Consider the following 18,628-nt stretch of genomic DNA (forward strand, 5'->3'; position numbering starts at 1 on the left):
CCCGCACATCGCCCTCCCACAGGCGTGGGAGGGCGAGTCGGCGCGGCCGGTCCCTTATGGATCGGCCGGGGGATCGGGCGGCGGCGTTCGCGCGGTGTCCCCGGGGGCTCTCGTCAGCCGTTGGGCGTGTGCGGGCGGGCTTCGCGGATGAACTGGTCGCCGTGCTGGTTCATGTTCACGGTGCCGTGGTCCTGGGCCCTGCCGTACTGCCGGTACGAGGAGCCGGTGTGGCGTGGCGCGGGCAGCGACTCGATGGTGGCGCGGAGTTCGGCGGCGGCATCGGGATGCTCTTCGAGGAGGTCCTCGAGGCGGACCTGCCAGGCTCGGCGAGCCGCCGCCAACTCCCGTTCGCTGTCCGGTGTCTGTGCGGTGCGCCGCAGGGCGTCCAGGCGCCCGGCCGCCACTTCGCTGCGGCCCCGGTCGCCTCGGCCCAGAAGGCCTACGAAGCGGTCACGGGCCGCCTGCCAGGCATCGGTGGAGGCGGCACCGACGAGGGCCGCCGCTCCCGCCGCGCCGAGTTCGGACATCCAGTCGTTGATCACTGATGTGCCCTCCTGAGGCTCCGAGGTCCTATTGCGGGGCAGGGGAACGCCGGGCGGTCCAGTCGCCGGTGGCGTTGTAACAGTCGGTGGTGAACGTGCCGTGCATTCCGGCGCCGTCGAGGCCGCCGGAGAAGGTGATCTTCCCGGTGCTGCGCACCGTGCCGAAGCTGATGCGGTCGCCGCCGACGGTGCCGCTGATGGGACCGTCGAGGTCACAGCCGGTGCCCACGACGGTGAGCCTGCCGGTCATCCGGTGGCCGTTCTGGGTCAGCTGTGCCGTGAAGTCGCCGGTGGCGAGGTCGGTCGCCCAGGTGCCGGTCCAGTTGCCGGTCACGGTGCGCGTCGCGGAGGACGACGGGGGCTGATGCGTGGTGTCCGACGGTGGTGCGGACGGTGTGACGGTCAGGCCGAAGTCCGAGTAGGCGGCGGAGACGGAGAGCCCGTCCGGGGGCGCCTTTGTCGTGAGGCGTTCCAGTCGGCCCCGGCTGTCGATGCGGGCCGTGAACCCCACGGTGGTTCCGCCGCCCGCCGGTGACGGGGAGGCGGTGCCGGCCCGCGCGGCGAGCGGTGCCGCCACGGGACTCGCGGACGCCGCCGGGGTCGGCGAGGGGGAGGGGGAGGGGGCCAGCGTTCCTGTGAACGTGCAGCCCTTGCGTCGCGCGGTGGCCACCGACCGCAACTGCCGTGCGGGCGCAGCCGGATCGACGGCGTCGGTGAAGGCGCCGTCGCTGCGCACCCAGCGGTCATTGCCACCGGAGGCCGTGGCCGTACCGGCGGGCAGTGCGACCTTGCCCTGGGTGATGGTGCCGGTCACGACCGGACCGCCCGTCAGGCTCTGGGCGAACCATGCGTTGCGGGACTGCGGGTCCGCCGCGCCGGTGACATGGTGCGGGCCCCGGGTGACGTCGAAACGGAAGCTCGTCAGCTCGACCCGGCGCGCGGCCTCCGCGAGGACGACCCGGGCCGACTGGCCGTGAACGGCGGCGCCGCACGAGCCCTGCTGCGACCTGTGCGTCACCACGACGGTCACGGTCGTGACGGCGACCACCACGACCGACACCACGACGGACACCACGGGGATGCTGACGCCTCCGGCCCCGGCGCCGAGGACCGTCGACGCCTTCCCGAGCACGGCCGAACCGGCCTTTGAGAGCAGGGCCGAGATCTTTGCCGCCCCCGTGCCGCCGGCCGGTGCCGGAGCCCCCGCGGATGCTGCAGTCGTGTGGGAAGCTGCCGCCGTCGATGCCGGGGCCGGGTCGGCCAGTGGTGCCTGCGGGAGATGTCCGCGGCCGGCCTGTTGCACCGCCTCGCCGGCCCAGTGCCGTGCCGCGGCGCCCGTGCCCGCTGCCGCGGCCGTGCCCGTGACGACGGTCGTGGTGATGGCCGTGCCGCGGCCGAGCCTGCGCGGTCGTGCGGCCAGGCCCAGTACGACCTGGTAGTAGATGTTGCCGTTCTGCACCGCGTTGACCGTGCCACTGCCGCTGGCGGCGGCCACCTGAGTGGTGGTGGCGTCCGGCGGAGGCAGCAGCGACCTCACCGTTTCGGCGAACCGGCCGGCCCGCTCCGCGCGTGCGGGGTCGTCCCCGAGCACTGCCGCGATCTCCCGCTCCCACTTCGGCAGCGAATCCACGAGATAGGCGTTCCGGTCCTCGCTTTCCCGGCGCAGTGCCTCCGCGGCCCAGGCCCGAATGCGCTCACCGGCGGAACCGTCCTCCTCGCAGAGGAGCCCGGCCATCTGGTCCTGGGCCTCCGGCCACGCGTCGGTGCCGATTGCCGCGGCGAGATGCTCGGCCGCATCCACGGCCGGATCCGCTGCCCTTCTGTACGCGTCGTCGTCCTGTTTCCCCCCGGCCATGACCGTCGCCTCCCCCGATCCGTCATGCCCCGCTGCCCTGAAGCTAGCAGCGCCGCCGGGGGGCAAGAACGGCTTCGCACAAGGGGAAGCCGTCCATCGGGGCAAGGGCGTGCGGTGGGGGCGCGGACGGCGCGAGAGGCGCCCTCCGCGTCGCCCGCAACCGCCCCCGGCTGCGCCTGCGGAAGCGACAAGTCACCGATGGCGCGCGCTGCGACCGAGGCGCCCTCGGCCGGCCCCCGGTCGTCCGCCGACGGCCCCGCCGCAACTCCGTAACACCGCAACGACAGCATGACCGTAGGTCCACGGCCGCGCTCCTGTCTGACGGGCCGTGCTCGGCGGGCGAACTTCCAGGACGTCGTCACCACGACCGCCTGCCGGAAGCCACTCGCCGAGTGCGGAGGCAACAAGGCCTGGCCGTGCACCCGTTGATCCGTGGCCGTGTTCGAGGGCAACGGCTCCATCGCGGAGTTCACGGGCTCCGGCGACTGCACGCCGGTGGGCGCAGTCCCCTGTCCGCACGGCTCTGGGCGGCCCACGGCCGGTGCGTGGTCCACCCCACGCCCAATTATCTGCGCGACACAGGGAAGTGTGGCTATATTTGCCTTCGTTGCGCACTCATTGTGCGACGCAGACGTGTATCCGTGTTTCGCCTCCCCGCGAACTCTCCCTCCAGGAGTCCTCATGCTCACCATCGCTGTCACCGGCGCGACCGGCGCCCAGGGCTGTGCCACGGCCCGTGCCCTGCTCGCCGCCGGCCACCGGGTCCGTGCCCTCACCCGCACTCCCGCCGCACCGGCGGCCGAAGCCCTGCGCCGGCTCGGCGCCGACGTCCGCCACGCAGACTTCGACGACAGCCTCTCCCTCGACGCCGCCCTCGCGGGCGCCGACTCCCTCTTCGCGGTGACGACCCCGTTCGGCACCGACACCGCCACCGAGGTCCGCCAGGGCAAGGCCCTGCTGGACGCGGCGGTGGCCGAGGGTGTGGGCCACATCGTGTTCACCTCGGCCGCGCACGCCGACCGGGGCACGGGCATCCCGCACTACGACAGCAAGGACGAGATCGAGCGTCACCTGAGGGCGACGGACATCCCCTGGACGGTCATCGCCCCCGCGGCCTTCATGGACAACTTCACCTCCGGCTGGACCCTTGAGGGCCTGCGCGAGAACAGCTTCGCCTGGCCCATGCCGGCCGACCGCCCCCTGACGCTGATCCCCGCCGAGGACATCGGTGCCTTCGCCGCCCTGGCCCTGCAGCGCCGCGCCGCTTTCACCGGCCGGCGGATCGACATCGCCTCCGACGAACTCGGCGCCGCCCAGATCGCCGCAGTCCTCTCGGCCGCCGCCGGCCGCCCCGTCACGCACCGCGAGGTGCCCCTGTCCGTCGTCCGCACCCACTCGCACGACCTCGCCGCGATGTTCGCCTACTTCAGCACCACCGGCCTCGACGTCGATGTCACCGGCCTGCGCCGCGCCCACCCCGAGGTGGGCTGGCACACCTTCGCCGACTGGGCCGCCGCCCAGGACTGGCCCACCCTGCTCGCCCCGGCCCGGAAGGAGGCCCAGCCGTCGTGACCCGGAACCTCGAAGCGGTTCCGGGCGCGGCCGTGACCGACCGGCTCGCTCACTCCTCGTGGGACGGCATCCAGTGGTGCTCGCAGAACCAGCGCCCGAACAGCGCACCGCCGTACACCACGAACCCGACGCCGATCAGCCACGACTCCACGATCAGTACGGTCCCGACCGCGCCGTAGTTCAGCGCGTTGGTGACGATGAGCGGCGCGAAGACGAGGGAGGAGAAGGCCCTGAGGCCGGCCAGGCCGCCGACGGTGGCGAGCGCGCCCGGCAGCAGCGTGCGCCAGTGGACCTGGCCCCCCAGCAGGAAGCGCTGGCCCCACCAGAAGAACAGCACTGCGCTGAGCACGGACACCGTGACCCGCTGCAACCCGTGCAGCGCCGTCCGGGTCTGCACCTCCTGGTAGAGGTAGGCGGTCAGCGCGGCCAGCCAGGTCACCTGCCGCCAGACCCGGTGCCAGGGGCCGGCCGCGAGATTCCAGACCCGCTCGTAACCGTTCTGCACGCTGCCCGCGAAGGACACACCGAACACCGCCAGCAGGACCAGGCTCAGCACGCTGGTGGTGCCGACGACCTCGCGCGGCGGGCTGATGATGCCGGTGAGCGCGTCGGCGGACTGCCCGGACAGCCCCATGCCGTCGGAGAGCCACGAGGCGAAGCCGCCCCGCACCAGCGGGTCGGCCGCGGCGACCACGATCAGCAGCGGAGCCAGCGTCACCAGGGCCAGCGTGGCGAACCCCATGGCCCGGTGCATCAGCTCCAGGTCGCGGCCGCGCCGGAACAGGATGCGCACACCGAGCCACTCCCAAGCTCGGTGGAGGCCGCGCCGCCACTGACTCACGGGTCCCTCCCGTGCTCGCCGCACCGTGCTCGTCGCCGGCCGTCGTGCGCCGCCGCCGTCGCACGGGCGGCCCGCGATGAGTCTCTGCAGCCATGATCGGACGAAAGATGCCAACTCGCCCGGCCGGACATGCCGGAGAGCAACGCGATCCCGCGCGATACAGGACTCAGGTGCCCGACTTGATCGTCTTCATGGTCAGGTGGGAGTCGATGCGCAGGACGCAGGACAGTCCGCTCAGCTTCTCGGTGAGGAAGGACTCGTAGGCGGCGTGGTCGGCGACGGCGACGCGGACGAAATAGTCGGGGCGGCCGTACATGCGCCGGAACTCGATCACCTCCTCGTACGAGGCCACCGTGTCCTCGAACTCCAGGAAGGTCGTCCGGTCGTTGGCGCTGACCTCGACGTCGACGAGGACCTCCAGCCCGCGGCCCACGGCCTCGGGATCGACTACGGCGCGGTACCCGGCGATGACGCCGGCCTCCTCCAGCCGCTTGACCCGGCGCAGGCACGGCGGCGGGGTCAGCCCCACCCGCTGGGCCAGCTCGACGTTGGTCAGCCGCCCGTCCCGACGCAGGTGGTACAGAATGTCTCGATCAATGGCGTCGAGTTTCACTTCATTGCGCACGGACCCATCATAGGGACATTATCGGTAACCATATGACATGACATTTTTCCTAAAATATCTCCATGCCAACATCCCCCGCTGTCGCCGACGGCCCGGCCCGGATCGATCCCACTCCTCCGCCCCGGACGTCCTCCGAGGCGCGGGCCGCGTTCGAGGACTCCGCCTCCGTGGGCCTCGGCTTCGTCCCGCTCGGCATCGCCTTCGGGGTGCTCGTCACCCACTCCGGCGTCGGCTGGTGGTGGGCGAGCCTGTCCAGCGCGCTGATCTACGGAGGGTCGTTCGAGTTCCTGCTGATCGGCATGGTCACCGCCGGCGCGCCGCTGCTCTCCGTCGCCGTGTCCGCGTTCCTGGTGAACCTGCGGCACGTGTTCTACGCCCTGTCCTTCCCCCTCGACCGGGTGAAGGGGCGGCTCGGGAAGACGTACAGCACGTTCGCGCTGTGCGACGAGGCGTACGCCCTTGCTGCCGGGCACCGGGGCCGCTCCTGGTCCGGTCCGCGCATCCTCTGGCTGCAGCTGTTCATGCACCTTTACTGGGCCGGGGGTGCCACCGCAGGTGCCCTGCTCGGCTCCCTCATCCCCGACAGCGTCACCGGCCTGGACTTCGCGCTGACCGCGCTGTTCACGGTGCTGGCCCTCGACACCGTCCGCGACCGGCGGGGCGATCTGCTCACCCCGCTGCTCGCGCTCCTGAGCGCCCTCGCCGCCCGGCTGCTCCTCCCCGGCCAGCTGCTGCCGGTGGCCTTCGCCCTGTTCACCGCCGGGCTCCTGGCCCGACACCTCACCTCCGGCAGGAGGCCGAGCCATGCCTGACACGTCCTACCTCGTCGCCGCGGTCCTCGTCTCCGTCGCCGTGACCTGGGCTCTGCGCGCCCTGCCGTTCGCCGCCCTGGCCCCGATGCGCGCGAGCGGCACCGTCCGCCACCTCAGCACCCGCATGCCCGCGGGGATCATGGTGATCCTGGTCGTCTACTGCCTGCGCGACCTGCCGCTGTCCCACGCCCGCGTGCTGGCCCCGCTCGCGGCCCTGACCGTCACGGTCGGACTGCACCTGTGGCGTCGCAACGCACTGCTGAGCATCCTCGGCGGCACCGCCGTCCACGTGGCGCTCGCCAGCACGGTCTTCGCCCGCTGAGGTCGCGGAGAACAGGACGCCCGGTGAGACGGCCGGTCAGGAAAGCTCCGACCGGCGTCATCACCGGGGCGTTGTCCTCACCCGCTGTGCGCGGGCGAGCGTCGGTCAGACGGTGCCGCTCTTGGCGATCGTGACCTTCGCGCTGGTCTTGCCGCTCTGGCTGCCCAGCTTCTCGACGGCGTCGACGACGTCCTGGCCCTCGACGACCTCACCGAAGACGACGTGCTTGCCGTCCAGCCAGTTGGTGACGATCGTGGTGATGAAGAACTGCGAGCCGTTGGTGTTGGGGCCGGCGTTCGCCATGCTCAGCAGGTACGGGCGGGTGTGCTTGAGCTTGAAGTTCTCGTCGGCGAACTTCTCGCCGTAGATGCTCTTGCCGCCGGTGCCGTCGCCCCGGGTGAAGTCGCCGCCCTGCAGCATGAACTGCGGGATGACGCGGTGGAAGGAGGAACCCTCGTATCCGAAGCCGTGCTTGCCGGTGGCCAGCTCACGGAAGTTCGTCGCGGTCTTGGGGACCACGTCGTCGTACAGCTTGAAGACGATCCGGCCGGCCGGCTGGTCGTTGATGGTGATGTCGAAGTACACGTTGTCACTCATGGCGATCAACTTACCGTTGACCAGTGCTGCGATGTGCAGAAGGGTCGGTTCGGGGCGTCTGTGTCGTGCGGCGGGCCCGGGAACGAAGGGGGAGGAGCCTGACATGGCCGAGGGCTGGGAGTGGGACGAGACCCTGTTCGAGGGGACGGCCCCCTACTACGCACGGGGCCGTCTGCCGTACGCCCCCGGCCTGGTGGCGCGGCTGGCCGACGTGCTGGGGCTGGACGGGACCGGGCGGCTGATCGATGTGGGCTGCGGACCCGGCACCCTGACCCTGCCCCTCTCCCACCTGTTCGACGACGTCGTCGGCGTGGATCCCGACCCCGGGATGCTCGGCGAGGCCGCACGCCGGGCCGCCGAGGAGACAGGCGCCGGGAAGACGCGCTGGGTGCAGATCCGCGCCGAGGATCTTCCCGCGGACCTGGGCACCTTCACCGTGGCCGTCTTCGCCCAGTCCTTCCACTGGACGGACCGCGACCGTGTGGCGGCCACCGTGTACGGCATGCTCACGCCCGGCGGCGCGCTGGTGCACGTCTCTCACCTGGAGGGCGAGCGGCTCGCCACCGAGAGCCTGCCGTATCCGGTTGTGCCGCGCCCGGCCATCGGCGAACTGGTCCGGGACTATCTGGGGCCGGTCCGCCGTGCCGGGCGCGCAGTGCTGCCCAACGGGACACCCGGCGGTGAAGCGGCGGTGTTCCACCGGGCGGGCTTCCTGGGACCCGAGCGGCATGTCGTCCCCGGCGGACAGGTGCTGGAACGCGGCGAGGACGACGTGGTCGCCTGGGTGTTCTCGATGTCGTCCTCGGCTCCGGGCCTGTTCGGCCCGCACCGGGACGCCTTCGAAGCGGACCTGCGCAGGCTGCTGCGCACTTGCTCCCCGACGGGCCGGTTCTGTGAACGGAGGCCCGGCACCGAGGTGTTCGTGTGGCGCAAGCCGCCCGGGTCCGTCACGGCCGGCCCGCCGGACAGGATTTGACCGAGCCGTGGCGATGCACACCTCGAAGCCGGCTCGGCCGAGACGGGCCGCCTCACGGCTACGGCACCACGGTCGAGGGCGTGGTGGACCTGCCCGACGTTGTAGTAGCAGCAACTGCCCAGGCCCCAGCCCTCGTGATCGGCTGCCGGTCCCGTCTCGCCACCGTCCGCAGAGCCCGTGGAGGACATGGCCGCGGACATGCCCGTCTGCTCGACGAGCACATCCACGGCGCCCGCACCGGGCCGACGTCGGTCGTGTTCGACCCGGCACTGGTGGTGCGGGAGTCGGCGTGAGGACGTTCCTCCTGTTGCGGCTCTCCGGCCCGCTCGGTCGTTGCCGTCAGACCGTCTTGCGGGCCACGCCTCCGTAGACGCCGATCTCGTGGGACCTCGGCGGCGGCGTGGCGTCCGGGCGCCAGAACGGCACCTGGGCCAGGCCGGGCTCGACCAGCTCGAAGCCGTCGAAGAACCCCTCGACCTCGGTGCGGGAGCGCAGGTTCAGGGTGGCGGTCGCCCTGTTGTAGACGGCCTGGGCCGCGCTGCGGTCCGCGAAGTCGCCCGTGGCGTGCGAGAGCACCAGGAAGCTGCCGGCCGGCAGTGCATCGCGCAGAGTGGCCACCACCTGCGCGGGCCGCTCCGCGTCGGTGAGGAAGTGCAGGACGGCGACGAGAAGCAGGGCGACCGGCTCGTCGAAGTCGATGGTGCGACGGACGTCGGGGTCGTCCACGATGGCCTGCGGGTCGCGCAGGTCGCCGAGCACGACGCTGGTCGCACCGGAGCTGCTGAGCAGCGCGTTCGCGTGAGCGGCCACGATCGGGTCGTTGTCGACGTACGCGACCCGCACGTCCGGAGCCGTCTCGTGGGCGACCTCGTGGACGTTCGGCGACGTGGGCAGTCCGGTGCCGATGTCGAGGATCTGGCGTACGCCGCAGGCGACGACGTGCCGGACGGCTCGCTGCAGGAAGGCGCGGTTGGCCTGCAGGCCGATGCGCACCTCGGGCGCGGCGGCGGCGAGCTCGTCCCCGGCCCGCTGGTCCACGGCGTAGTTGTCCTTGCCGCCCAGCAGGTAGTCGTAGATCCGCGCAGGGTGCGGCCTGCTGGTGTCGATCTCAGCGACCCTGAAGCCGTCCTGTCCCACGCTGCGCTCCTCTCGACGGCCGCCACGGCCCCACCCGTGACCGGCCGACGAAAGCTTCTCACATCAACTCCTTGGCTTTGGCCAGAAGTTGCCCCGTACCGCACCGGCGAGGTCCCGTTCAGGGCAGTGTGCGGCACAGCAGGGCATCGGGACCCGGACGGCTGCCCACCCGCGTGGTGAAGGCGATCCCGGCGGCGTACTCGTTCGCCGCGCACTGGCCCTTGTAGTCGCCGTGGGCGAAGTCCCCGCCCGCCGCGTCACCGGGACGGTTGTCGGACCGGTCGAACCACACGGTGCGCGCGGAACCCGACAGCGGCACGCGACCCGGGACGCACAGGGCCGCGGACAGACGCTCCCCGCGCAGGCTGTAACCGATGAGGAAGGAACCCGACGGGCACTGGAACTTGGTGTATCCCGACGCCCAGTCGCCGCCCGCCGGAACGTTGCGCTCGTCGACGACGACCGTCTGACCCGGGGCCGAGGCGCGCAGGTCCGGCTCACCGGCGTCGGTGCACAGACCGCGACCACTGGTGTGGCCCAGACCGGTCAGACGCAGCCCGTCGGGGCAGGCGGCCTTGTACGCCCCGCGATCCCAGTCGCCGGTGTCCCGCACGCGCAGGGACTCCACGGCGTCCCCGTGGTCGGTGGCGAGCATGCGCCAGGTGGGAACCTCCGCTACGGGACCGGTGTTGCTCGGCGCGGCCATGAGGTGCTGCCATGCCGCACCGCGCCAGTCGCCGGAGTCGAGGATGCCGGTGCGATGCCCTGCGCTGTCGTACCGCAGGAGCGCCCAGTCGTCGTGGCCTTCGAAGCCGACGAGCGGCCAGTAGGCGAAGTCGGCGTCATGGTCGGCGAAGTAGTCGGTCACGTTGCCGAACCAGGCACGGGCCGCCGCGTTCGTCTCGTTCGCGCCGATGCCGAACTCGCTGACCCAGACGGGTGCGGTGAAGTGCCGGCCGGTCTCTTCGACGTAGAACGCCTCGTCGTCCAGGGCCGCGTCCAACTGGTCGCGGGTCAGGTCCTGGTAGCGCGGATCGTGGGTCTCGCCGATGCCCGTGGCACCGCTGTGGTGCGGACCGGTGTAGCCGTAGAAGTGGGCGGAGTACACCAGCTTGTGGGCGTCGACGAGGGTGTGCGACAGGGTGCGCACGGGTGTGAGCATCGGCCGGCCGTGCGGCAGCCCGTCCACCGGCACGCCCGTCCAGTTGATGCCCTCGATGACGATGAGGAGACGGGGGTCGGCCTCGGTGAGGATGCGGTCGGCGGCGAGCTGGGCCGCGGCGTACCAGTCGTGGGTGTCGCCCAGCCCCCAGTTGGGGTCGTCCAGCACGTCGCGCCGGACCTCGTTGTACAGGTCTGCCCCGACCACGCGGGGGACGTCGGCATAGCGGCGCGCCATGAAGACCCAGTCGTCGGCCCACTGCTGGGTGGACATCCCGCTGTTCCACCGCTCGTTGCCGTCGATCCCGCAACACCATCGGGACCTATGGGTGTGGTTGTTGAGGATGACGGCGAAGCCGCTCCCGCTGAGCGCGTCGACCACGGTGTCGAAGACCTGGAGGGGTGTCCGGCCCCGCAGCTGGGGGTTGGCCCCCACCGCGGCGTCGGGGACGGGTGTGGTGCTGTGGATCATCTCGTTGGAGAACGGGAGCCGGATGGTGTTGATCCCCAGCTGGTGGAAGTCGGAGAGCAGTCGGTCGAGCGGGACACGGTCCAGGCCCAGAGGTATGCCGTAGGAGTTCTGGCCGGCGTGATGGTTGGCGGGGTCGGTGACGCTGCCGCTGCCCGTCCACGATCCCTGCGCTCCGTCCCAGTTGGCCGCCTTCAGACGGAAGCGGTCGCCGTGGGCGTCGACGATGTAGCGGCCGCGTGTGGACAGGGGTGCGGACCAGGTGTCCGAGGCCGGGGCGGGGTCCGCGGCCCGGGCGGCCCGTGACGGGGGCGGCGGGGCGGCGGACGCCGGTGTCGTCTGTGCCGCCAGGAGCAGCAGACCCACGGCCGTTCCGGTCAGACGCAGCACAGCTGGTGCATTCCACATGGGGGCAGCCCTCGGTTGTCGGGGGAGTTCTGGTGACGGTGGAGATGAGCCGCACCGGGCGGGCGGTGTGTCTCCGGGGCAGTACCGTGCACGGTGGTGCTCGGAAGGTCCAGCGTGTGGGCAGGAATCGGTCGAACAGGAGCCGCACCCGTACGGGCAGGCCGGCTGTCAGCGCCCGATGCCAAGCATTGGCCTTGTCCGTGTCCCCACGGCCCCTAGGGGACGACTCCGGTCCGAGCAGGGGTTGTTCCTGATGGTGGAGGCGGGAACAGGGCCTGCAGCATGGGGGCATGACGAAGACACAGCCGAGCGGGAACCGAGCGCCGCGCAAGCGGGGCCTGCGGGCCGCGGCCGTCTGCACGGCCCTGCTCGCGAACCTCGCCATCGCCGCGCTTCCCGCTCAAGCCGCGACATCTTCTGCGCCGGCGGCGCAGCCGACCCGGATGCGGTTGCCGGTCCCGACGGGCAGGTTCCAGGTCGGCGAGGTGTCGCTGCACCTCACCGACACCTCCCGCCAGGACCCCTGGCACACCGACGGGCGCGACCGCCGGCTGATGGTCAGCGTGTACTACCCCACGACACATGCGGACGGCCGTCCGGCAGCGCCCTACATGCTGCCCAAAGCCGCAGCACACTTCGATTCGGTGACCGCGAACGACTACCTCGGGATGCATGTGCCGACCGGGCGGGCCGACTGGGCGGCCACCGTCACCCACGCCGTACAGGGGGCCGCGGTCGCCCGGGGGGACCGGAAACGGCCGGTGCTGCTCTACTCGCCGGGGCTGGGGGAGCCCCGGACGTGGGGCACCACGCTCGTGACGGATCTCGCCAGTCGCGGCTATGTCGTGGTCACCATCGACAACACCTACGAATCCCCCGAAGTGGAGTTCCCCGACGGTTCGCTGGCCACTCTCGATCTTTCGGACGATGCCAATGCGTTCATCAAGAAGGCCCTCACGATCCGGAACGCCGACACCGGCTTCGTGCTGGACCAATTGGGTCTGGTGAACGCAGGCCGGAATCCCGACGTGGACGGCCGGCCGCTGCCCCACGGACTCGCCGGCACGCTCGATCTGTCCAGGGTTGGCATGTTCGGCCACTCCCTGGGCGGCACCGCCACCGCCACGGCCATGGACGCGGACCCGCGGATCCGCGCCGGGATCAATCTGGACGGCAATCTGACCAATTACGACGGCACGCTGATGCCCGTGGCCGAGCACGGGCTCGACCGGCCGTTCCTGCTCATGGGGCAGGACGGGGACACGGACACCGGCCCGGGCTGGACCGCATTCCGGGCCCATACACCCGGCTGGACCCACCAGCTCAAGCTCCTCGGCTCCGAGCACGCCTCGTTCACGGACGCGGAGGCCCTGGTCCCGCAGCTGCACCTGCCGTGCGCCACCCGGAAGGACGACATCGGCACGATCGATCCGAAGATTGCCGTCCGGACCAATGAGGCCTACGTGTCCGCGTTCTTCGACCACTGGCTGCGCGGGACCGACGGCCGTCTGCTGGACCGCCCCTCACCCCGGTACCCGGCCATGAAGTTCGTCGACTGATCCTCGGGGCGGCTCACCCCGATGGACCTCACTTGAAGTGGACAAGGATGCGGCCCGTGTTGCCGGAGTCGACCTCCCGGCGGACGTACAGCTTCTTGATGTGCTTCTGGTCGAGGAACGCGAGTACCCGGGTCTTGAGCCGCCCCGACCCCTTGCCCGGAATGATCTCCACGACCGGCTCGCCCGAGTTGGCGGCCCGGAAGAGGAACTGACGTAGCGTCAGCTCAATGTCACGGTTGTTGCGGAAGATCGGATGGAGATCGAGCGACATCATGCGGTGTCCCCTCCCGGTGCGGCCTGCGCCTGCTTCCTGCGGGCGCGGTAGGCGGCCGCCTTGATCTTGTTCCCGCAGGATTCCATGCCGCACCACTGCCGGCGCATGCCGCGGGACCGGTCGATGTAGATACGGGTGCACTCGGGGTTGCCGCACTCCTTGAGCAGCGGTGCGTCCGGTCCGCTCAGCAACTCCACGGCGTGCCGGGCGACACTCGACAGGGCGGCATCCGGGCTTGCGACGGTCCATCGTCCGGTCGTGGTGAGCTGGGGCGTGGCCGAGGGCCTGCGGGCGGCACCGTTGACCGTGGCGAGGGCTTCGTCGTCGTACGGCTCGCCGAGGCGGCGGGCGGTGACGAGACGGTACAGCGCCTCGCGCACAGCGACGGCCTGCTCGACGTCGCCGTCCTGGCTGGGGGAGATGGCGTCCACGATGCCGGATTCCACGTACCACGCGTCCAGGCGCTCGGGTGACACGAACATCTCGAAGGCCAGGGTGCGACGTGCGCGGAGGGTCGCGGCAAAGTCCAGGGCCGGACTCCCACAGACGAAGGCATGCTCCAGGTTCACATCACCATCTTGACAGGTGACGAGAGAGGTCCGCAAGAACCGTCAGAAGCGGTCCGCGTCCACGACGGCCTGTGCGAAGGCGGCGGGTGCCTCCTGGGGCACGTTGTGACCGATGCCCGCCAGGGTGCGGTGCTCGTACGCGCCCGTGAACCTGTCCCGGTATGCGTCGCCGTTTCCCGGGGCGGTGAAGGGGTCCCGCTCGGCGTCGAGGGTGATGGTGGGCACCGAGATGACCGGCCGTGCGGCAAGCTGCTTCTCGATGCCGTCGTAGCGTTGCTCGCCGTCGGCGAGGCTCAGCCGCCACCGGTAGTTGTGGATCACGATGTCGGTGTAGTCGGGGTTCTCGAAGGCCGCGGCCGTGCGCTCGAACGTGGCGTCGTCGAAGTCCCAGGTCGGAGAGACGGTGTCCCAGACGAGCCTGGTCAGTTCGTGGCGCTTGGTCCTGTCCTCCATGGCGAGCCTGCCTCGCTCCGTCGCGAAGTAGTACTGGTACCACCATGCGTACTCGGCCTTGGGCGGCAACGGCTGAAGGTTCGCCTCGAGGTTGGTGATCAGGTATCCGCTCACCGAGACCAGGGCCTTGCAGCGGTGGGGCCACAGGGCCGCGATGATGTCGGCGGTCCGCGCGCCCCAGTCGAAGCCGGCGAGAACGGCCTTCTCGATCTTCAGGGCGTCCATCAGGGCGATGATGTCGAGGGCGACGGCCGACTGCTGACCGTTCCGGAACGTCCGGGCGGAAAGGAAACGTGTGCTGCCGTGCCCCCTGAGGTAGGGGACGATCACCCGGTAGCCATGTGACGCCAGCAGGGGAGTCACGTCCACGAAGCTGTGGATGTCGTACGGCCAGCCGTGCAGGCAGATGACCGCCGGGCCGTGAGCGGGACCTGCCTCGGCGTAGCCGACGTCCAGCAGGCCCGCCCTGGCCTGCTTCAGCGAGTCGAACGAGGTGTGCGTGCCCGGCGTGACCGCGGGCATGGTCGGCGACCCTGCTCCGTCCTGTGCGGCCGCGGAGGCGGTGGGGAGTCCCTGCAGGCCGGCCAGTGAAGCGGCGGTCGCGCCGGTGCCCACGCCCAGCGCCTTGCTGAAGGTGCGCCTGTTGATCATCCGAAGCCCTCCGTGCCTCTCTGCGTGCCAGTCTGCGCGCAGCAGGGCGGACAGGCAGCCCGACGGTTCGTGGTCGTACGGGGAGTGTGTGCTTGATGACTGTGACACAGGGTGCGTCACCGGGCAAGCAGGTGACGCATGCGCTTCTCGTGGGCCGAGGGGCTCCTTGCGCCGCAGAGCGCGTTCCGGTCTCCCGGGCGCTCCCGCCTCCGGGCGCTCCGCCTCCGGGTGCTCCGGCCTTCAGGCCTACCGAGCTTCCGGCCTTCAAGTGCGTCGGCCTCCGGGCCTCCCGGCCTCCCGGGCAATCGCCCCGCCCCGTCCTCGGGCACGGTCGGAGGCCCGATGCCTATGGTGGAGTGTGATCAACAGCGACGCCGAGCCTCGGCTGCGGGACCGGCGGCGGCCGGGGTACAAGGCCGCGGCGGGCGTCTTCGCCGTCGGGATGATGGGGACCACGCTGCCCACACCGCTGTACGGGCTGTACCGGGAGCAGATCGGGTTCTCGGAACTGATCGTGACGGTCGTGTTCGCCGTCTATGCGGTGGGTGTCATCTCCGCCTTGCTGATCGCGGGCGGGTTCTCCGACGTGCTGGGACGGCGGCCGCTGCTGCTCGCGGCGCTCGGGCTGGCCGCGCTCAGCGCGGTCTGCTTCCTGACCGAGGGCGGCTTGCCGCTGCTGTACACGGGACGTGTGCTGTCGGGCTTCTCGGCCGGCCTGCTGAGCGGCACGGGCACCGCTGCGGTACTTGAACTGGCGCCACCCGGCCTGCGCGGGCGTGCCGGACTGGCCGCGACCGCGGCCAACATGGGCGGGCTGGGCCTCGGCCCGCTCGTCTCCGGCATCCTGGCCGAGTATGCGCCCTGGCCCCTCAAACTGCCCTTCCTCGTCCATCTGGTGCTGCTGGCCGGCGCCGTGACCGTCGTCTGCCTGCTGGCCGAGACCGTGCCGCGCGCCGAGCCGCGACCGTCGTTGCGGCCACAGGGCATGAAGGTTCCGCCGGAGGTGCGTGGAGTGTTCGGGCCCTGCGCCCTCGCCGCCTTCGCGGGCTTCTCCATGCTGGGTCTGTTCACCGCCGTCGCCCCTGCCTTTCTCACGCAGACGCTCGGGGAGCGCAATCTTGCGGTCGCCGGTGCCGTCGTCTTCTGCGTGTTCTGCGCCTCGACCGGTGGGCAGATCCTCATGGGGCGGATCGGTGCGCGGCGAGCCCTGCCCTGGGGCTGTGCAGTGCTGGTCGTCGGACTTCTCCTCATCGGGGCCTCGTTGCTTCTGGAAGCTTTTCCGGTGCTGCTGGCCGGCGCGCTGACCGGCGGCGCGGGGCAGGGGATGGCGTTCCGTGCCGGGCTGACCGAGGTGAGCGACGCAGCGCCCGGGGCGCACCGGGGCGCCACCATCTCGGCGTTCTTCGTCGTCGCGTATGTGGGGATCTCGCTGCCGGTCGTGGGGGTGGGTGCCATGGCGGTGGCGCTCGGGGTGCGCACGGCCGGTGTGGTGTTCACGGCGTGTGCGGTCCTGCTCGTGACGGCAGTGGGCGTGTGGGTGAGACACAACCTGCCCCCGGCCCCGGTTCGGTCGTGAAGCCGGACGCGGTCCGGTCGTGAAGCCGGCCGCGGTCCGGCCGTGGGCCCGGCCGAGGCAGAGTCCCATGACGCGGCCGTCCTCGCCCGGGACTGTCCCGCGGCAGCCCCTGCGCCTTGCCTCCCGTGGGCGAGCCGAGGCGACCCGGGACAATCGTCGCCATGACCGAAGACATGGACAACGCCGAGAGCCGCCTGGCCAGGATCGAGCGGCTGCTGGAGAGCGGGGAGCGCGACCTCGTCCCGGCATGGCGGCGGGCGACGCACGGTGAGCCGCGCTGGGCGGTCACCGCCGTGATCCTGGTGGCGGTGGCCCTTCAGCTGATGCTGCCCCACCGGCTCTCGCTCCCGCCGTACTGGGCGCTGCCCGTACTGGAGTTGGTGCTGCTGGCCGGCCTGATCGCCGCGAACCCGCGACGGGTCGAGCCCGCGACGCGCCGACTGCGGTGGCTGGGCCTGGCTCTGATCTGTGTCATCAGCCTCGCCAACGGCCTGGCGGCGGTCCGGCTCGTGGCGGACCTGGTGAACGGCAGCGCTGGAGCCGACGCGGTGCCGCTGCTGCTCACCGGCGGCGGCATCTGGCTGACGAACGTCATCGTGTTCGCCCTGTGGTACTGGGAGTGGGATCGAGGCGGCCCGATGGCGCGGGCCCTGGGCCGGGAGCAGTTCGCCGACTTCCTCTTCGTGCAGATGCAGAGCCCGGAGGTCGCGCCACAGGACTGGGAACCGGCCTTCCTCGACTACTTGTACCTGTCGTTTACCAATTCCACCGCCTTCAGCCCGACCGACGTCATGCCGCTGTCGCGGTGGGCCAAAATGCTGATGATGCTGCAATCCTCGGTGTCCTTGGTGACCGTGGTCCTCGTCGTCGCCCGGGCGGTCAACATCCTGAAGTAGCAGGAGGATCCGAAGGGGCGGGCTCCGTCGCACATTTGAAACGTCTTCACTTCCCGTCCCGCCCTGTGGAATGATGAGCGGCCTGGAGATGGACGGGTAATCGTACCCCGGGACGGGATGAAAATGACCGTAGCTTTCGATCCGCGAGATCCGTCAGTACGTACCGACCCCTACCCGATCTACCGACGCCTGCGTGAGACGGATCCGATCCACCGGTCGAACTTCGGTTACTGGGTTCTTTCTCGTTACGCCGATGTCGATGCCGTACTGCGGGCACCGGAGGCGTCGAGCGAGTTCTACCGGAACACCACTTGGGCCAACCGGCGTGGCGGGCCGCAGAGTCCGCTCGTCCGGAGCGTGCAGAACTGGATGCTCATGCTCGACGGGCCCGCCCATCGGCGGATCCGCAGTGTGATCAGCAAGGTGTTCACCCGCGCCGCGGTGGAACGATTGAGGCCGCGTGTGTCCGCTGAGACCGTCCGGCTGCTGGACGCCTTGGGTGAAGGCGAGACGGACCTCATTCAGGGTCTCGCTCTTCCTCTTCCCGTGACCGTGACCTGCGAACTCCTTGGCCTGCCCACGGATGACCGCGACCGGTGCCGTCGCTGGACGGAACACATCAGCCGGGTGATCGACCCCTCGATAACCGTTGAGGACACGGCCGGCATGAACGCGGCTGAGGTGGAGTTCCGGGAATATGTGTCCGGCCACATCGAGGAGCGCAGAGCCGCGCCGCGTGACGACATCCTGTCCCTCCTCGTGCACTCCGACGTCGAGGGCGACCGGCTGACCGACGAAGAGATCATCGCCAACATTCAATTCCTGTTCGTCGCGGGCCACGAGACAACCGTCAATCTGGTCGGAAACGGCCTCCTGGCGCTCCTCCGGCACCCCGAACAGTTACGGACGCTGCGCGACGATCCGGAATTGATCGCCAACGCCGTCGATGAAATATCCCGCTACGACTCTCCCGTGCAGATTGTATCCAGAATTCTGGCCGGGAGCGTCGAACTCGGAGACGTCACGCTCCCCGAGGGCGCCAAGGTAATGCTTCTTTTCGGCGCGGCCGGCCGTGACCCGGAGCGTTATCCCGACCCCGATCGGCTCGACGTCACACGCACCGGAACAAAGACGCTGGCTTTCAGCGGCGGCCCCCACTACTGTCTCGGCGCCGGACTCGGAAAGATGGAAACCGCCATCGTGCTGACCGAATTGCTGCGCCGCTATTCGAAGATCGAGCTCGCCACCGAAGATCTGGTCTGGCGGTCGAACGTCAGCTTCCGGGGCCTTCAGGAACTGCCCCTCAGACTCATGCACTGACCGGCGCGGGTAC

The 18,628-nt window shown here is 70.5% G+C and carries 19 protein-coding genes; 9 read left to right on the forward strand and 10 right to left on the reverse strand.

Going from position 1 to position 18,628, the window contains the following annotated elements; genetic code table 11:
- Positions 1-113 precede the first annotated feature (113 nt).
- On the reverse strand, positions 114-542 hold the full coding sequence (locus AB0H32_RS23365; RefSeq protein ID WP_361123857.1) for a hypothetical protein: 429 nt from the start codon (positions 540-542) through the stop codon (positions 114-116).
- Between the two features lie 28 nt (positions 543-570).
- Positions 571-2,397, reverse strand: coding sequence for a hypothetical protein (locus tag AB0H32_RS23370; RefSeq protein WP_361123860.1), 1,827 nt, complete (start codon positions 2,395-2,397; stop codon positions 571-573).
- A 681-nt stretch (positions 2,398-3,078) separates the two neighbouring features.
- On the opposite strand from AB0H32_RS23370, the gene AB0H32_RS23375 reads away from it, so the two are divergent.
- Positions 3,079-3,969, forward strand: coding sequence for an NmrA/HSCARG family protein (locus AB0H32_RS23375; RefSeq protein WP_361123862.1), 891 nt, complete (start codon positions 3,079-3,081; stop codon positions 3,967-3,969).
- A gap of 49 nt (positions 3,970-4,018) precedes the next feature.
- Here the strand turns inward: AB0H32_RS23375 and AB0H32_RS23380 are convergent, their stop codons facing one another.
- A complete protein-coding gene (locus tag AB0H32_RS23380) occupies positions 4,019-4,810 on the reverse strand; it encodes a ribonuclease BN (protein WP_361123865.1) in 792 nt (263 codons plus the stop codon).
- A gap of 166 nt (positions 4,811-4,976) precedes the next feature.
- On the reverse strand, positions 4,977-5,435 hold the full coding sequence (locus AB0H32_RS23385) for an Lrp/AsnC family transcriptional regulator (RefSeq protein ID WP_361123868.1): 459 nt from the start codon (positions 5,433-5,435) through the stop codon (positions 4,977-4,979).
- A 167-nt stretch (positions 5,436-5,602) separates the two neighbouring features.
- Between AB0H32_RS23385 and AB0H32_RS23390 the strand changes: the two genes are divergently transcribed.
- On the forward strand, positions 5,603-6,247 hold the full coding sequence (locus tag AB0H32_RS23390; RefSeq protein WP_361123950.1) for an AzlC family ABC transporter permease: 645 nt from the start codon (positions 5,603-5,605) through the stop codon (positions 6,245-6,247).
- The gene (locus AB0H32_RS23395; protein WP_361123871.1) at positions 6,240-6,569 is read left to right on the forward strand and encodes an AzlD domain-containing protein; all 330 of its coding nucleotides are present in this window, start codon (positions 6,240-6,242) and stop codon (positions 6,567-6,569) included. The genes AB0H32_RS23390 and AB0H32_RS23395 overlap by 8 nt, the downstream gene beginning before the upstream one ends.
- A 105-nt stretch (positions 6,570-6,674) precedes the next feature.
- On the opposite strand, the gene AB0H32_RS23400 is transcribed toward AB0H32_RS23395, so the two are convergent.
- Entirely contained in the window at positions 6,675-7,166 is a 492-nt protein-coding gene (locus AB0H32_RS23400) for a peptidylprolyl isomerase (protein ID WP_361123874.1), read from the reverse strand.
- Positions 7,167-7,269: 103 nt separating this feature from the next.
- On the opposite strand from AB0H32_RS23400, the gene AB0H32_RS23405 reads away from it, so the two are divergent.
- Together AB0H32_RS23405 and AB0H32_RS23410 are read left to right on the forward strand one after the other, a co-directional pair.
- Positions 7,270-8,142 carry a class I SAM-dependent methyltransferase gene (locus tag AB0H32_RS23405; RefSeq protein WP_361123877.1) on the forward strand — a complete coding sequence of 291 codons (873 nt, stop codon included), beginning with the start codon at positions 7,270-7,272 and terminating at the stop codon, positions 8,140-8,142.
- A gap of 80 nt (positions 8,143-8,222) precedes the next feature.
- Positions 8,223-8,435 (forward strand): hypothetical protein, encoded by a 213-nt coding sequence (locus AB0H32_RS23410; protein WP_361123880.1) that lies wholly within the window; start codon positions 8,223-8,225, stop codon positions 8,433-8,435.
- A 46-nt stretch (positions 8,436-8,481) separates the two neighbouring features.
- Here the strand turns inward: AB0H32_RS23410 and AB0H32_RS23415 are convergent, their stop codons facing one another.
- Positions 8,482-9,279 carry an SAM-dependent methyltransferase gene (locus AB0H32_RS23415; protein ID WP_361123883.1) on the reverse strand — a complete coding sequence of 266 codons (798 nt, stop codon included), beginning with the start codon at positions 9,277-9,279 and terminating at the stop codon, positions 8,482-8,484.
- A 118-nt stretch (positions 9,280-9,397) separates the two neighbouring features.
- Entirely contained in the window at positions 9,398-11,317 is a 1,920-nt protein-coding gene (locus AB0H32_RS23420; RefSeq protein WP_361123886.1) for a cellulase family glycosylhydrolase, read from the reverse strand.
- A gap of 290 nt (positions 11,318-11,607) precedes the next feature.
- Here AB0H32_RS23420 and AB0H32_RS23425 point away from each other — a divergent pair, with 290 nt between their 5' ends.
- Positions 11,608-12,876 (forward strand): Tat pathway signal protein, encoded by a 1,269-nt coding sequence (locus AB0H32_RS23425; RefSeq protein ID WP_361123889.1) that lies wholly within the window; start codon positions 11,608-11,610, stop codon positions 12,874-12,876.
- Between the two features lie 28 nt (positions 12,877-12,904).
- Here the strand turns inward: AB0H32_RS23425 and AB0H32_RS23430 are convergent, their stop codons facing one another.
- The 3 genes from AB0H32_RS23430 to AB0H32_RS23440 are packed head-to-tail and all read right to left on the reverse strand — an operon-like array spanning position 12,905 to position 14,823.
- Positions 12,905-13,150: a Smr/MutS family protein gene (locus AB0H32_RS23430; protein ID WP_361123892.1), complete on the reverse strand. Its 246-nt coding sequence runs from the start codon at positions 13,148-13,150 to the stop codon at positions 12,905-12,907.
- Positions 13,147-13,719 (reverse strand): CGNR zinc finger domain-containing protein, encoded by a 573-nt coding sequence (locus AB0H32_RS23435; RefSeq protein WP_361123895.1) that lies wholly within the window; start codon positions 13,717-13,719, stop codon positions 13,147-13,149. The genes AB0H32_RS23430 and AB0H32_RS23435 overlap by 4 nt, the downstream gene beginning before the upstream one ends.
- Positions 13,720-13,761: 42 nt before the next feature.
- Entirely contained in the window at positions 13,762-14,823 is a 1,062-nt protein-coding gene (locus AB0H32_RS23440; RefSeq protein WP_361123898.1) for an alpha/beta hydrolase, read from the reverse strand.
- A 358-nt stretch (positions 14,824-15,181) separates the two neighbouring features.
- Between AB0H32_RS23440 and AB0H32_RS23445 the strand changes: the two genes are divergently transcribed.
- The 3 genes from AB0H32_RS23445 to AB0H32_RS23455 all read left to right on the forward strand — a co-directional run bounded on the left by AB0H32_RS23445 (position 15,182) and on the right by AB0H32_RS23455 (position 18,615).
- Complete coding sequence (locus AB0H32_RS23445; RefSeq protein ID WP_361123901.1) at positions 15,182-16,399, forward strand: MFS transporter; 1,218 nt, start codon at positions 15,182-15,184, stop codon at positions 16,397-16,399.
- Between the two features lie 161 nt (positions 16,400-16,560).
- Positions 16,561-17,295 (forward strand): hypothetical protein, encoded by a 735-nt coding sequence (locus tag AB0H32_RS23450; RefSeq protein WP_361123904.1) that lies wholly within the window; start codon positions 16,561-16,563, stop codon positions 17,293-17,295.
- A 123-nt stretch (positions 17,296-17,418) separates the two neighbouring features.
- Complete coding sequence (locus tag AB0H32_RS23455; protein WP_361123907.1) at positions 17,419-18,615, forward strand: cytochrome P450; 1,197 nt, start codon at positions 17,419-17,421, stop codon at positions 18,613-18,615.
- Positions 18,616-18,628: the final 13 nt, after the last annotated feature.

This window comes from Streptomyces sp. NPDC020362, from assembly GCF_040642095.1.
Classification (GTDB): domain Bacteria; phylum Actinomycetota; class Actinomycetes; order Streptomycetales; family Streptomycetaceae; genus Streptomyces.

Excerpts from the sequence above, each read along its gene's own strand:
- AB0H32_RS23430 (WP_361123892.1), bottom strand. The coding sequence starts at position 13,150 with ATGATGTCGCTCGATCTCCATCCGATCTTCCGCAACAACCGTGACATT.
- AB0H32_RS23375 (WP_361123862.1), top strand. The coding sequence starts at position 3,079 with ATGCTCACCATCGCTGTCACCGGCGCGACCGGCGCCCAGGGCTGTGCC.
- AB0H32_RS23405 (WP_361123877.1), top strand. The coding sequence starts at position 7,270 with ATGGCCGAGGGCTGGGAGTGGGACGAGACCCTGTTCGAGGGGACGGCC.
- AB0H32_RS23450 (WP_361123904.1), top strand. The coding sequence starts at position 16,561 with ATGACCGAAGACATGGACAACGCCGAGAGCCGCCTGGCCAGGATCGAG.
- AB0H32_RS23400 (WP_361123874.1), bottom strand. The coding sequence starts at position 7,166 with ATGAGTGACAACGTGTACTTCGACATCACCATCAACGACCAGCCGGCC.
- AB0H32_RS23420 (WP_361123886.1), bottom strand. The coding sequence starts at position 11,317 with ATGTGGAATGCACCAGCTGTGCTGCGTCTGACCGGAACGGCCGTGGGT.
- AB0H32_RS23455 (WP_361123907.1), top strand. The coding sequence starts at position 17,419 with ATGACCGTAGCTTTCGATCCGCGAGATCCGTCAGTACGTACCGACCCC.
- AB0H32_RS23425 (WP_361123889.1), top strand. The coding sequence starts at position 11,608 with ATGACGAAGACACAGCCGAGCGGGAACCGAGCGCCGCGCAAGCGGGGC.
- AB0H32_RS23395 (WP_361123871.1), top strand. The coding sequence starts at position 6,240 with ATGCCTGACACGTCCTACCTCGTCGCCGCGGTCCTCGTCTCCGTCGCC.
- AB0H32_RS23440 (WP_361123898.1), bottom strand. The coding sequence starts at position 14,823 with ATGATCAACAGGCGCACCTTCAGCAAGGCGCTGGGCGTGGGCACCGGC.
- AB0H32_RS23370 (WP_361123860.1), bottom strand. The coding sequence starts at position 2,397 with ATGGCCGGGGGGAAACAGGACGACGACGCGTACAGAAGGGCAGCGGAT.